The following is a 13,241-nucleotide window of genomic DNA, read 5'->3' as shown; positions in this document are numbered from 1 at the left end:
GTCAGACTCCCGTGACATAGATGGCGCGCATGACTTCTGCGGCCGTGGTGGTGCCGTCCTCGACGAGGCGGGCAGCCTGCTCCCACAGCGTGCGCATGCCCTGGCTGCGGGCCAGCCTGCGCATCTCGTCGTGCGGGGCCCGCTCGATGAGCAGCTCGCGCACCTCGTCGGTGACGGTGAGCAGCTCGTAGACACCGATCCTCTCGAGGAATCCGGTGTGTGCGCAGAAGTGGCAGCCCGTCCCGCGCTTGAACCCGTCCTCGGGCTCGCCTCCGCCGACCATCCGCAGGAACTCGAGCTCCTCCGGGGTGGGTTCGTAGGGCGCCAGGCACGAGGTGCAGCTGCGGCGGACCAGCCGCTGGGCGACCACGGCGGTCACTGAGGAGGCGATGAGGAACCCCTCGATGCCCATGTCGAGCATCCGGTAGAGCGCCGCGACTGCCTCGGTCGCGTGCAGTGACGAGAGCACCAGGTGGCCGGTGAGCGCGGACTGGACGGCGATCCGTGCGGTGTCGAGGTCGCGGATCTCACCGACGAGGATGATGTCGGGGTCCTGACGCAGGATCGACTTGAGTCCGGTGGTGAAGGTGATCCCGGCCTGCACGTTGATCTGGATCTGGTTGATCGAGTCAAAGGTGTACTCGACCGGGTCCTCGATGGTCATGATGTTCTTGTCGGGCTGGTTCAGCTCACCCAGCGACGCGTAGAGCGTGGTCGTCTTCCCACCCCCGGTCGGCCCGGCGCAGATCACCATGCCGTACGGCGATCGGATCAGTCGGCGATACTGCTCCGCAGTGTCGGCCGGCATGCCGAGCTGCACGAGCTCGAAGAGCGGCCGGCTCTTGTCGAGCAGCCGCATCACGACCTTCTCGCCGCCCACGACCGAGGTGGTCGCGACTCGGATGTCGACCTCGCGGTCCTCGACCTCCATGCTGATCTGGCCGTCCTGCGGCCGGCGGCGCTCCACGATGTTCATTTGCGCAAGGATCTTGACCCGGCTGACCAGGGCCGGTCCGATCGACCCGGGCAGGTCGAGAACGTCGCTCAGCGCACCGTCGATGCGATATCGCACCCTGACTCGGTTGCCCGACGGCTCGATGTGGATGTCGGAGGCCCGATCGCGCAGGGCCTGGGTGATGATCATCTGCACCACCCTGACCACCGGGGCGTCCTCGTTGGCGCTCGCAGTCTCCAGCCGGGCCGCCTCCCGGCGCAGCAGGTCACGAGCCTCGAACTGCTGCACCTGCCCGCCGACCTCGCGGGTCGCCCGGTAGGAGGAGTCCAGGGCACGGTCGAGATCACGGCGGGTGGCGACGGCCGCTCGCATCGGCATGCCCAGTCGGTCGGTGATGGCGGCCACCTGGGACGGCGACGGGTCGGCCACCGCCACGATGACCGTCCCGTCCTCGACCGAGAGCGGGAGAGCGCGCAGGACGTGTGCCTCCTCCTGCGTGAGGAGGGCGACCGCGTCCGTCTCGGGCTCGGTGGACCGGAAGTCGACCAGGTCCACCCCGTAGTGCTCGGCCAGCGTGCTGGCCAGAGCTTCTTCGCTGATCGTGGCGGTGGCGATCAGCTTCTCGGCAAGGCCGCCGTCGCCGGGCGCCGCTCGTGCGGCGTCGAGCTGGTAGGGCTGCAGCTGCCCGGCGCCGATCAGCACCCCGGCCAGGGTCTCGTCCGCATTAGCGGTCGTAGGTGCGAGTGGTGCCGGGTCCATGTGTCGTTGCGTGCGGGCGAACTTCATGACTTCAGGCCTCCGATGCCCCTCAGGCTCGCGGAGAGGTGCGGGCGCGTCTCGATGTCCTTCGGGTGGAGACTGCGGGCGGCCGCGTCCTCCACCGTGACCACGCCGTCGGCGATCAGCTGGGAGAGCGACTGCTCGAGGGTGACCATGCCTTCGCGCTGGCCGGTGACGACCGAGTTGCGCAGCTGGTGGGTCTTGCCCTCCTTGATCAGGTTGCGCACGGCCGGGGTGGCGACCAGCACCTCGTACGCCGCGACCATGCCACCGCCGATGCGGGGGATCAGCCGCTGGTAGACCACGCAGCTGAGAGCGGCGGCGAGCTGCACCCGGATCTGGGCCTGCTGCGCGGCGGGGAAGACGTCGATCATGCGGCCCAACGACTGTGCGGTGTCGTTCGTGTGCAGGGTGGCGAAGACCAGGTGTCCGGTCTCGGCCACGGTGAGCGCGAACCCGATCGACTCGAGGTCACGCATCTCGCCGACGAGCAGCACGTCGGGGTCCTCGCGGAGCACCGAGCGGAGCGCATGGTGGAAGGCGTCGGTGTCGGTGCCGACCTCGCGCTGGTTGACTGCCGAGCGCTTGTGGTCGTGGACGTATTCGATCGGGTCCTCGACCGTGATGATGTGGCAGCCACGGTTGGTGTTGATCAGGTCGACCAGTGAGGCCAGCGTGGTCGACTTGCCCGAGCCGGTCGGACCGGTCATCAGGATCAGCCCCTGGTGACGGAGCGAGAGCTCGCGCAGGGTGGCCGGGAGACCGAGGTCGTCCGGGGTCGGGATCTCCCGGGGGATCATCCGCAGGGCGACCGCGGTCATGCCGCGCTGGGTGAACGCGTTGCCACGGATGCGGGCCTGGTCGCGCCAGGAGAAGGAGAAGTCGTATTCGTGGCACGTGTCCCAGGTGCCGCGCTGCTCAGGGGTGAGCACCTCGGCGAGCAGGGCGTCGACGGCGGACGAGTCCAGGGGTGCCTGCCCCTCGACCGGCGCCAGTGTGCCGTCGACCCGCACCATCGGCGGAAGCCCGACCGTGAGCAGCAGGTCGGTGCCGTGTGCGTTCCAGAGCCCACCGAGCAGTCGGTCGATCCGCTGCCCGATCTGGTGGACGTTGCTCACCATGATGTTCCCCTCGAAATTGATCGGTGGGGAGGGCCGCCGAGGACGACGGCCCTCCCCGTTGCTGAATTGGCGTTGCTGGACTGGCGGTCAGCCGATCAGTCGCAGGAGGTGCCCTTGGCGAGCGTGTAGGTGGCGCCACCGCCGGTGTAGGTCACGTCGACCTGGGGGTCACCACTGGCGCTCGGGTCCTCGGTGAGGAAGCTCGGCACCAGTGCGGCCGTGGTGGCCGGGTAGACGCCGTTGTCGTCGTTGGCGTAGTAGGCCTCGAGTGCGGTCACCGTCGTCTTGTAGTTCGCCTCGCAGGCCGCCTCCTCGCCGGTGTCGGTGATGCCCCGGACCGAGAAGACCACGATCGCCGCAAGGACGCCGAGGATCACGATGACGATGAGGAGCTCGATGAGCGTGAAGCCGCTGTCGCTGCGGCGTGAGGTGCGGGCCTTGTCAATTGCACGTCGAATCATGGGTCGATCTCTCTTTCTCGGAAGCCGAGGAGGCTCTTGTGCTCCTCTGGCAGATGTGCTCGAGGTCTGCGGCGCCCTACCAACCCCGAAGTTGTTCTGCGCGATTCCGTTCGATCGGCTCAAGCAAGAACGACGCTAGGTCGGTGCTCGTGCGCGGCGATGGGGAGTGACCCAAACGTCCCCCAATTGAGGTATCGCCCTCGGGGGCCGTGAAAGGATCCCCGGGTGAATCTCGCGGCTGTACTCATGGACATGGACGGGACCCTGGTCGACACCGAGCCCTACTGGATCAGCACCGAGTACGCCCTTGCCGAGAAGTACGGCGGCACCTGGAGCGACGAGCACGCCCTCAGCCTGGTCGGGAACGACCTGATCGAGTCGGGCCGCTACATCCGCGAACACATGGGCATCGACCTCGAGCCGGCCCAGATCGTCGAGGAGCTGCTCGACGGTGTGGTGGCGCAGGTGGAACGTCAGGTGCCGTGGTGTCCCGGCGGGGTCGAGCTGCTGGCTGACCTGCAGGCTGCCGGAGTTCCCTGTGCGCTGGTCACCATGAGCTACCGGCGCTTCGTCGCGCCGATCCTGGCGGCGCTGCCCGAGGACACGTTCCGGGTGGTGGTCACCGGCGACACCGTGAGCCAGGGCAAGCCGCACCCGGAGCCGTATCTGAAGGGCGCCGCCCTGCTCGGCGTGCCTCCCGAGCAGTGCCTGGCCATCGAGGACTCGAACACCGGTGTGCGTTCCGCAGTCGCGGCCGGGTGCACGGTGCTCGTCGTACCCAACCACGTGCCGGTGCTCGACGGGGAGCGGCGCATCTTCCGCGACTCCCTCGAAGGCCTCGACGCAGCTGGGCTGGCCGAGCTCCGGGTCTGAGACACTCCCTAGGGGCCTGAGAGCCCTTCGTCGGTGTTCACGTCGCCGGACGGATCCTCGGCAGGAGACGCGATCTGGAAGATCGGCAACGGCGGGATCTCGCCGCCGAACTCGGGACACTTGTCCTGATAGCTGCACCAGCCGCAGAGCTTGCTGCGGCGGGGGCGCCAGTCACCGGTGAGCTCGGCGTGCCGGATGGCCTTCCAGACGGCCTCGATCTTGCGCTCGACCGAGCGGAGGTCGGCCTCGTCGGGGGAGTAGCGCAAGATCTCGCCGTTGCCGAGATAGATCAGCTGGAGCATCGCCGGGATCACGCCCCGCGTGCGCCAGATGACCAACGCGTAGAACTTCATCTGGAACAGCGCCTTGGCCTCGAACATCTCGCCGGGAGCTCGGCCGGTCTTGTAGTCCGATATGCGGACGGCCCCGTTGGGGGCGATGTCGATGCGGTCGATGAAGCCTCGGAGCAGCAGCTTCGAGTCGAGAATGGTCTCGACGTACAGCTCGCGCTCGGCAGGCTCGAGCCGGGTCGGGTCCTCGAGCTCGAAGTACTTGTCGAGCACCGTGCGGCAGGAGGCCAACCACGACTCGAAGTCACGTGCCGTCTCACCCTCCGGCGCCGCGAACAGCTCAGCCACCGTGGGCTCGGCCTCCACGAGGTCGCTCCAGGCAGGCGTCAGCATCTCCTGCGCACGCGGAGGAGTGCGTTCGAGGGCGGGCAGGTCGTAGAGGTCCTCGAGCACCTTGTGCACGAGGGTGCCCCGGATGGCGTCGGCCGACGGCTCCTCGGGGAACTTGTCGATGGTGCGGTAGCGGTAGAGCAGCGGACAGGTCATGAAGTCGCCGGCGCGGCTGGGGGAGAGCGCGCCGATCACGTCGACACCGTCGACCGGCGTGGAGTGCTTCTCCGCCGGTGACTGGCTCTCCGGTGACTGCTGCATCGCGACTGACCTCCCGTGCTTGGACCCACGACACTAGGCGACGACTCCGACAGTCCCGACGCACGCCCACGGGCGGGCTGCGGGCAGGTGGGGTGGCGTCCGATAGCGTTGGTGTCGTGCCCGATCAAGATCCGCGACTCGCCGAGGAGTCGACTCGACCCCCGAGACCCCCGGGCACGCTCCGCGTCGGACAGATCGCGGGTGTCGACGTACTGATCACCACCTCGTGGTTCTTCATCGCGGCACTGATCGCGGTGCTGATGGCGCCCCGGGTCGACCAGGTCGAGCCCGGTCTCGGCGGCTGGAAGTACGTCGCCGGGTTCGCGTTCGCCGTGGTGCTCTATCTCTCGGTGTTGCTGCACGAGGCCTCGCACGCTCTGATGGCGCAGCACTACGGCCACCCGGTCTCGTCGATCACGCTGCACTTCCTGGGCGGCGCGACGATGATCGAGGGCGAGGCGAGGCGTCCGCGCGAGGAGTTCTGGATCGCGGTGGTCGGCCCGCTCACCTCGATCGCGGTAGGTCTGCTCGCCATCCCGCTCTGGTTCGTCACGCCCGACGGCCTGCTCCGGATGGCCGTCGAGGGCCTGGCCGGCGCCAACCTGATCGTCGGCGTGATGAACCTGATCCCCGGACTGCCCCTCGACGGCGGGCGGGTGCTCAAGTCCGCGGTCTGGGGTGCAAGCGGCAACGTGCACAAGGGCACGCTCGCTGCCGGGTGGGGAGGCCGTCTCGTGGCGGTGCTCGCTCTGGGCTGGCCGCTGTTCATGAGGTCGGTGCTCGAGGTCCAGCCCCGCCTCGTCGACTACCTCCTCTCGTTCGTGGTCGCGGTCTTCCTGTGGACCGGTGCCACCGCCTCCATGCAGAGCGCCCGGCTGCGCCGGCGCCTGCCCTCGATCGTGGCCCGCAAGCTGGCCCGGCGTACCCTCGCGGTCCCCGACGACCTGCCGGTGGCCGAGGCCGTACGACGAGCGCAGGAGGCAGGTGCCGGCAGCATCGTCACCGTGTCGACCGCGGGCTCCCCGATCGGCATCGTCAACGAGTCGGCGCTGCTGGCCACCCCCGAGGAACGCCGCCCCTGGATGGCGGTCTCGACCGTGGCCCGCAGCATCGAGGACGGCCTGACCCTGCCCGCCTCGATCGTGGGCGAGGACCTGATCAAGGCGATCACCCGCAAGCCAGCCCATGAGTACCTCCTCGTCGAGGAGGACGGATCGATCTACGGCGTCCTGGCCACCGCAGACGTCGACAAGGCGTTCAGCGAGCGTCACCAGTAGGGTTCCGCCCATGCCTGACCTGGAATCGCCCGAGCCGACCGACCTGCCCGACGTGCCCCTCGAAGCGTGGTCCGGTGTGCACCGGGGGCCGCTCCGGGCAGGTGAGTGGGTGCGGCTGACCGACCAGAAGGGCCGGCGCCACAACTTCGAGCTGACGCCCGGCAAGCGCTTCTTCAGCAACCGCGGCCACATCGAGCACGACGAGCTGATCGGCCGCGACGAAGGCTTCACCGTGCCGTCGTCGGCCGGCGGCGAATATCTCGTGTTCCGTCCGTTGCTCTCCGAGTTCGTGGTCTCGATGCCGCGTGGTGCCGCGGTGGTCTACCCCAAGGACGCCGCCCAGATCGTGGCGATGGCCGACATCTTCCCGGGTGCCCGGGTGGTCGAGGCCGGTGTGGGCTCGGGCGCGCTGACCTGTTCCCTGCTGCGCGCCGTCGGACCGTGGGGCCGGGTCACCTCGTTCGAGCGCCGAGAGGAGTTCGCCGACGTGGCCCGTCAAAACGTGAACCAGTTCTTCTCCGCACCCGACGGTGAGACCCACCCCGCCTGGAACCTGCGCCTGGGCGACCTCCAGGAGGAGCTCCCCAGCCTCGGTGAGAAGGTCGACCGGATCATCCTCGACATGCTGGCGCCGTGGGAGTGCGTGGACGCCGTGGCCGACGCGCTGGCCCCGGGCGGCATCGTGGTCGGCTACGTCGCCACCACCACGCAGCTGTCGCGCTACGTCGAGACGGTGCGCGCGCACGGCGGGTTCACCGACCCACAGCCGTGGGAGTCCCTGGTGCGCGACTGGCACGTGGAAGGGCTCGCCGTCCGTCCCGGTCACAAGATGATCGGTCACACGGCCTTCCTCGTCACGGCACGTCGCATGGCCCCGGGTCAGACCGCTCCGCGCAAGAAGCGTCGCCCGGCCCCCGGCGCCTACGGCATCGACTACAGCGGTCCGCGTCCCGCCGACCTGCCGCCGCAGGTCTTCGAGGAGTCTTTCGACGACTGAGGTCGCCCCGCTGGTCCACCGATTCACGCACTCGTGACACGTTGCGCAGCAAATCGTTCCCGAACCGCGCGCCGAATTGCTTTCCTTCCTTCTCCTGATGGGTAAGGTCACAAGTGACGCAGGAGGTGGTGCACATGTCGGCATCTGACAATCCACGCAGTCCCGAAGAGCTCATCAGTCAGGTGAGGTTCCTCGAGGCCGAGGTCACTGACCTGCGCCGGAGGCTGGCCGACGGGCCAGGTCACTCCGGCGCGCTGGAGCAGCGACTGGTCGACACCCAGCGGTCCCTGGCCGCGGTCACGTCGCAGAACGAACGCCTGGCCCAGACCCTGCGTGAGGCGCGCGACCAGATCATGACGCTCAAGGAGGAGGTCGACCGGCTGGCCCAGCCGCCGGCCGGCTTCGGAACGTTCCTGGCCCGCAACGACGACGACTCGATCGACGTGTTCACCGGCGGCCGCAAGCTGCGCGTGACGGTCAGCCCCAACGTCGACCTCGACGAGTTGCGGCGCGGCCAGGAGGTCATGCTCAACGAGGCCCTCAACGTCGTCGCCGCGCTCGAGTTCGAGCAGATCGGCGAGGTCGTGATGCTCAAGGAGATCTTGGCCGACGGTGACCGGGTGCTGGTGATCGCCAACGCCGACGAGGAGCGCGTGGTCCGCATCGCGGAGCCCCTGCGCGACCTCAAGCTGCGTGCCGGCGACTCGCTGCTGCTCGACTCGCGGGCCGGCTACGTCTACGAGAAGGTGCCCAAGTCCGAGGTCGAGGAGCTCGTCCTCGAAGAGGTTCCCGACATCGACTACAGCGCGATCGGCGGCCTGATCGCCCAGATCGACCAGATCCGCGACGCCGTCGAGCTGCCCTACCTGCACCCCGAGCTCTTCAAGCAGCACCAGCTCAAGCCGCCGAAGGGTGTGTTGCTCTACGGCCCGCCCGGCTGCGGCAAGACGCTGATCGCCAAGGCGGTCGCCAACTCGTTGGCCAAGAAGGTGGCCGCCAAGACCGGTCAGGAGGGCAAGTCCTACTTCCTGAACATCAAGGGTCCCGAGCTGCTCAACAAGTACGTCGGCGAGACCGAGCGGCACATCCGCCTGGTCTTCCAGAGGGCTCGTGAGAAGGCCAGCGAGGGCACCCCGGTCATCGTGTTCTTCGACGAGATGGACTCCCTGTTCCGCACCCGCGGCTCCGGGGTCTCCTCCGACGTCGAGAACACCATCGTTCCCCAGCTGCTCAGCGAGATCGACGGCGTCGAGCTGCTCGAGAACGTGCTGGTGATCGGTGCCTCCAACCGTGAGGACATGATCGACCCGGCCATCCTGCGCCCGGGCCGTCTCGACGTGAAGATCAAGATCGAACGTCCGGACGCCGAGTCTGCGCGCGACATCTTCAGCAAGTACCTCACCGCCGAGCTGCCGTTGCACACCGACGACCTGGCCGAGTTCGGCAACGACCGTGACGCTTGCGTGGCCGGCATGATCCGGGCGACCGTCGAGCGGATGTACACCGAGACCGAGGAGAACCGCTTCCTCGAGGTGACCTACGCCAATGGCGACAAGGAGGTCCTCTACTTCAAGGACTTCAACTCCGGCGCGATGATCCAGAACATCGTCGACCGGGCGAAGAAGATGGCGATCAAGGACCTCCTCGATCACGAGCAGCTCGGCCTGCGGGTGCAGCACATGCTGCAGGCCTGCGTCGACGAGTTCAAGGAGAACGAGGACCTCCCCAACACCACGAACCCCGACGACTGGGCCCGCATCTCCGGCAAGAAGGGCGAGCGGATCGTCTTCATCCGCACGCTCATCACCGGCAAGCAGGGCACCGAGCCGGGGCGCTCGATCGACACGGTCGCCAACACCGGCCAATACCTCTGAGCATCCGGCTACCGCGGCATCGTCACCCGGCGACGCCGCGGTAGCCGTATGTCCACGGACGCCCGACTCGGGGGCCCGGCAGGTAGCGCTGGTCGAGCTCGAGCAGCTCGAAGCCGGCATCGCCGACCAGGGCGGGGACGTCGCGGTCCAGCTGGCAACCCCCGCACACCCGACCCTGGAGGCCGTTGAGCCGTCCCTGCCATCGCGCCACCCCCGCGTCGGGTGCCAGGCCGTGCTCGAGGAAGTGCAGTCGACCGCCGGGTCGCACCACCCGGCGTAGCTCGCGCAGCGCCCGGTCCGGGACGGGGATCGTGCACAACGAGAACGTCACCAGAGCTGCGTCGACGGAGGAGTCCGGGAGGTCGATCGACTGGCCGTCCAGGCCCACCCGCTCGACGGGGATCGGGGCCGTCTCACGACGGTGTGCCGACCGGGACCAGCCCAGATCGCTGGGCTCCACCGCGGCAACGCCGGTCACCGCACCCGGCAGGTGGGGGAGATTGAGCCCGGAGCCGAAGCCCACCTCGAGCACTCGGCCGGCCAGGCGCGCGCAGGTCTCCCGGCGCAGGGTGCTGATCTCGGGTGTGCTCAGCCCGGCATCGGTCAGTCGCGGCACGACGTGATCAACCCACCAGCCCATGCCCACAATCTAGTTGCCCGCACCGGAACCTGTGCCATTCCACGTCCACGACGCAGCATTTGCCGCCACAATCAGCGCATGACCGATCCGGCCCGACTGCTGCTCGCCGTCCTCGACAGCATCGTGGGCCACCGTCCGCTGGTCGCCCGCGAGCGTGCGCTCGGGGCCGGCTGCGGGCCCGTGGGCCAGGCTCTCGCCTCGTTCGCGTCGTCGATGGCGCAGGACTGGGAGCAGGCAGCCGAGCTCGCCGAGTCGGCGATCGCCGGAGCAGAGGGCCCGACCGCACTGTGGGCAGGTCGTGCTGCGGCGGCCCATGCCGCTGCGGGTTGGCCGGTACGTCGCCCCGCGGACTGGCTCGACCGCCTGGCCGAGGCGGAGCCGCTGCTCGAGGAGCTCGACGACGTGCCGGCCCCGTTCGCGGCGTACGCCGGCTGGCTGCTCGTCGAAGCGGGCCTGGCACAGGGCCGACTGGGCCTGGCCTCTCGCATCGCTGAGAGGGTCGGCACGCCTCCTCCCCAGCTGACCGGCGAGAACGGGCGGCCCCATCCCTGGAGCGTCGTGATGTCGTGCACCTGGGTCCGGTTGCTGGCCTTCCGAGGAGACACGGAGTCCGGCCGCAGGGCGCTGCCCGAGCCCGGGTCGGCGGGAACGGTGTCGACGCGACTGCTGGTGGCGGCCACCGAGTGCCTGCTGCGCGGCAGCGCCGCCGAACTCGTCGTGGTCCGCCGGATCGCTGCCGAGCTCGACCAGCTCCACCCGGCCCCGGCCGACCACCTCGCGTCGGGCATCCATCTGCTGGCCGGCTACGGGCTCGCCAGTGTCGGTGAGCTGGAGGAGGCAGCGCGGTTCGCCTTCAAGGCGGGGTGTACCCCGGACCTGGGCGCCCTGGCGATCGTCGACCGCGCACTGTGCCTCGAGCTGGTGACGGCGACCGCGATCGCGCACGGCGACAGTGGTGCCGCCGAGGCCTGGGCCCAGATGGCACTGCCCTTGCTCGAGTCGCCGATCGCGGACTCGACGGTTCACCGCATCCTGGCCAGAGTGCACCTGCTCGAGGGACGCCTGGTCGAGGCCACCCACCATGCCGAGCGCGCGATCGCTCTGGCCGAGGCCGCCGAACGCGTGATGGAGGTCGAGGAGGGGCGAGTCGTGCTGGCACGTGTCCGCCTTGCCGGATCGTTGACCGGCGCGAGGGACAGCACGGTGCGCCCGGTCGTGGTCCGGGCCGACGAGGTGGGCCACCTGGCCGCGCGACGCTCGCGTGCCCGGACCCTGCACCCGTCCCGCACGCCCCCGGCGTTCCCCGGCCGCGGTTGGAGCACGCTCTCACCCGAGGAGCGTCAGGTCGCGGAGCTGCTGGCCACAGGTTCGTCCAACGCCCAGGTCGCCAGGGGTCTGTCGCTCTCGCCCCCGGTGGCACGCGAACGCATCGCCGGCGTGCTCGCCACCTTCAGGGTGGCCACCCGCAACGCGATGGCCGAGCAGGTGGCGGCCGGCGTACGACGTGAGCAGCTGCCGCCGCTGCGCCGACTCACGCCGCAGCAGTTCCGGGTTGCCGAGCTGATCGCGACGGGTGCCCGGAACACCGAGATCGCGGCGACCTTGGGGATCAACCAGAGCACGGTCGAGAAGCACGTGACCGCGATCCTGCGCCGATGGCACCTGGCCTCGCGCGCGGCGGTCGCCGATGCGCTGCTTCGGCCGCAGAGCGACGCCCGCCGGGCACAGTGACTGTCTTGGTGGTCCGGCCCGAGTAGGCTCGAACGCATGAGCGTACGACGGGTGATGGGAACTGAGGTCGAGTACGGCATCTCCGTCCAGGGGCAGCCGAACGCCAACCCGATGGTCGCGTCCTCACAGGTGGTCAACGCCTATGCGTCGGCGACGCTGAAGGCGCGCCGGGCGCGGTGGGACTTCGAGGAGGAGTCGCCGCTGCGCGACGCGCGGGGTTTCGACATGTCCCGGCAGGTGGCCGACGCCAGCCAGCTCACCGACGAGGACCTCGGCCTGGCCAACGTCATCCTCACCAACGGCGCCAGGTTGTACGTCGACCACGCCCACCCCGAGTACGCCACACCCGAGTGCACGAACCCGCTCGACATCGTGCGGTGGGACAAGGCGGGGGAGCAGGTGATGCTCGACGCCGCGCGGCGGGCCTCCGCCATTCCCGGAGCCGCCCAGATCCTGCTCTACAAGAACAACACCGACAACAAGGGTGTCTCCTACGGAGCCCACGAGAACTACCTGATGCGACGCTCGACGCCGTTCGCCGACATTGTGCGGCACCTGACCCCGTTCTTCGTCTCCCGGCAGGTGGTCACGGGCGCCGGCCGGGTGGGCATCGGCCAGGACGGCCGCGAGCACGGGTTCCAGATCAGCCAGCGCTCCGACTTCTTCGAGGTCGAGGTCGGGTTGGAGACCACGCTGAAGCGCCCGATCATCAACACCCGTGACGAGCCGCACGCCGATCCGGAGAAGTACCGCCGGCTTCACGTGATCATCGGCGACGCCAACCTGTCCGAGGTCTCGACGTACCTCAAGGTCGGCACCACGGCCCTGGTCCTGGCGATGATCGAGGACCGTTTCATCACGGTTCCCCTGGCCGTGGAGGCTCCTGTTTCCTCGTTGCGGGCAATCTCCCACGATCCGACCTGTCGCCATCTGGTCACCCTCGAGGACGGCCGCAAGATGACCGCCGTCCAGCTCCAGATGGAATACCTCGACCTGGCCCGCAAGCATGTCGACGACCGGCTCGGCGACGATGCCGACCCCCAGACCCGCGACGTCCTGGCCCGGTGGGAGTCGGTGCTGACCCGTCTCGAACGCGACCCGATGGAGTGCGCCACCGAGCTCGACTGGGTGGCCAAGCTGAAGCTGTTGCAGCAGTACCGCGACCGTGACGGCCTGGAGTGGAGCGACGCGAAGCTGCACCTGATCGACCTCCAGTACGCCGACATCCGTCCGGAGAAGGGCCTCTACCACCGCCTGGCCCGCATGGGCAGGATGGAGCGGCTGCTCGATGACCCGTCCGTCGAGGCGGCGATGCACGACCCGCCGGTCGACACCCGCGCCTACTTCCGGGGCCGGTGCCTGGAGCAGTACGCCGACTCGGTGGCCGCCGCGTCGTGGGACTCGGTGATTTTCGACCTGCCCGGTCGCGAGTCCTTGCAGCGGGTGCCGACCATCGACCCCTTGCGGGGCAGCCGGGCTCATGTGGGCGCGCTCCTGGACCGCTGCAAGACCGCGGAACAGCTCTTCGACGCCCTGACCCACTGATTCGCGTCCGTTGGTCGAGACAACTCACCGGTTGGTCGAGCCTGTC

Annotated in this window: 11 protein-coding genes; 6 read left to right on the top strand and 5 right to left on the bottom strand. The window is 68.9% G+C overall.

Features of this window, described 5'->3' with window-relative positions; all coding sequences use genetic code 11:
* Window position 1: 1 nt before the first annotated feature.
* The 3 genes from NJ4_RS02345 to NJ4_RS26855 form a co-directional block, all read right to left on the bottom strand.
* On the bottom strand, window positions 2-1,741 hold the full coding sequence (locus NJ4_RS02345; protein WP_245644415.1) for a GspE/PulE family protein: 1,740 nt from the start codon (window positions 1,739-1,741) through the stop codon (window positions 2-4).
* The gene (locus NJ4_RS02340; protein ID WP_067429580.1) at window positions 1,738-2,856 is read right to left on the bottom strand and encodes a type IV pilus twitching motility protein PilT; all 1,119 of its coding nucleotides are present in this window, start codon (window positions 2,854-2,856) and stop codon (window positions 1,738-1,740) included. Before NJ4_RS02340 ends, NJ4_RS02345 begins: the two co-directional genes overlap by 4 nt.
* Before the next feature lie 95 nt (window positions 2,857-2,951).
* Window positions 2,952-3,317: a type II secretion system protein gene (locus NJ4_RS26855; RefSeq protein WP_067429577.1), complete on the bottom strand. Its 366-nt coding sequence runs from the start codon at window positions 3,315-3,317 to the stop codon at window positions 2,952-2,954.
* Between the two features lie 225 nt (window positions 3,318-3,542).
* On the opposite strand from NJ4_RS26855, the gene NJ4_RS02330 reads away from it, so the two are divergent.
* Window positions 3,543-4,190: an HAD family hydrolase gene (locus NJ4_RS02330; RefSeq protein ID WP_245644414.1), complete on the top strand. Its 648-nt coding sequence runs from the start codon at window positions 3,543-3,545 to the stop codon at window positions 4,188-4,190.
* 8 nt (window positions 4,191-4,198) lie between these two features.
* Here NJ4_RS02330 and NJ4_RS02325 read toward each other — a convergent pair whose 3' ends face one another.
* Window positions 4,199-5,131, bottom strand: a complete 933-nt coding sequence (locus tag NJ4_RS02325; RefSeq protein ID WP_082748105.1) for a RecB family exonuclease — start codon at window positions 5,129-5,131, stop codon at window positions 4,199-4,201.
* A gap of 116 nt (window positions 5,132-5,247) precedes the next feature.
* Between NJ4_RS02325 and NJ4_RS02320 the strand changes: the two genes are divergently transcribed.
* The 3 genes from NJ4_RS02320 (at window position 5,248) to arc (ending at window position 9,279) form a co-directional block, all read left to right on the top strand.
* The gene (locus NJ4_RS02320) at window positions 5,248-6,408 is read left to right on the top strand and encodes a site-2 protease family protein (RefSeq protein WP_245644413.1); all 1,161 of its coding nucleotides are present in this window, start codon (window positions 5,248-5,250) and stop codon (window positions 6,406-6,408) included.
* Between the two features lie 10 nt (window positions 6,409-6,418).
* Window positions 6,419-7,405 carry a tRNA (adenine-N1)-methyltransferase gene (locus tag NJ4_RS02315; protein ID WP_157550612.1) on the top strand — a complete coding sequence of 329 codons (987 nt, stop codon included), beginning with the start codon at window positions 6,419-6,421 and terminating at the stop codon, window positions 7,403-7,405.
* A 134-nt stretch (window positions 7,406-7,539) separates the two neighbouring features.
* The gene (gene arc, locus NJ4_RS02310) at window positions 7,540-9,279 is read left to right on the top strand and encodes a proteasome ATPase (RefSeq protein WP_067429981.1); all 1,740 of its coding nucleotides are present in this window, start codon (window positions 7,540-7,542) and stop codon (window positions 9,277-9,279) included.
* Between the two features lie 22 nt (window positions 9,280-9,301).
* Here the strand turns inward: arc and NJ4_RS02305 are convergent, their stop codons facing one another.
* Window positions 9,302-9,919 carry a class I SAM-dependent methyltransferase gene (locus tag NJ4_RS02305; RefSeq protein ID WP_067429574.1) on the bottom strand — a complete coding sequence of 206 codons (618 nt, stop codon included), beginning with the start codon at window positions 9,917-9,919 and terminating at the stop codon, window positions 9,302-9,304.
* Window positions 9,920-9,997: 78 nt separating this feature from the next.
* Between NJ4_RS02305 and NJ4_RS02300 the strand changes: the two genes are divergently transcribed.
* The gene (locus tag NJ4_RS02300) at window positions 9,998-11,650 is read left to right on the top strand and encodes a helix-turn-helix transcriptional regulator (RefSeq protein WP_067429570.1); all 1,653 of its coding nucleotides are present in this window, start codon (window positions 9,998-10,000) and stop codon (window positions 11,648-11,650) included.
* 36 nt (window positions 11,651-11,686) lie between these two features.
* Window positions 11,687-13,195: a depupylase/deamidase Dop gene (dop, locus tag NJ4_RS02295; protein WP_067429567.1), complete on the top strand. Its 1,509-nt coding sequence runs from the start codon at window positions 11,687-11,689 to the stop codon at window positions 13,193-13,195.
* Window positions 13,196-13,241: the final 46 nt, after the last annotated feature.

Source organism: Nocardioides jensenii JCM 1364 = NBRC 14755, assembly GCF_001552535.1.
GTDB lineage: Bacteria > Actinomycetota > Actinomycetes > Propionibacteriales > Nocardioidaceae > Nocardioides > Nocardioides jensenii.
The sequence above is the reverse complement of the archived record's forward strand: the minus strand, read 5'-3'. Positions and strand labels throughout refer to the sequence as shown.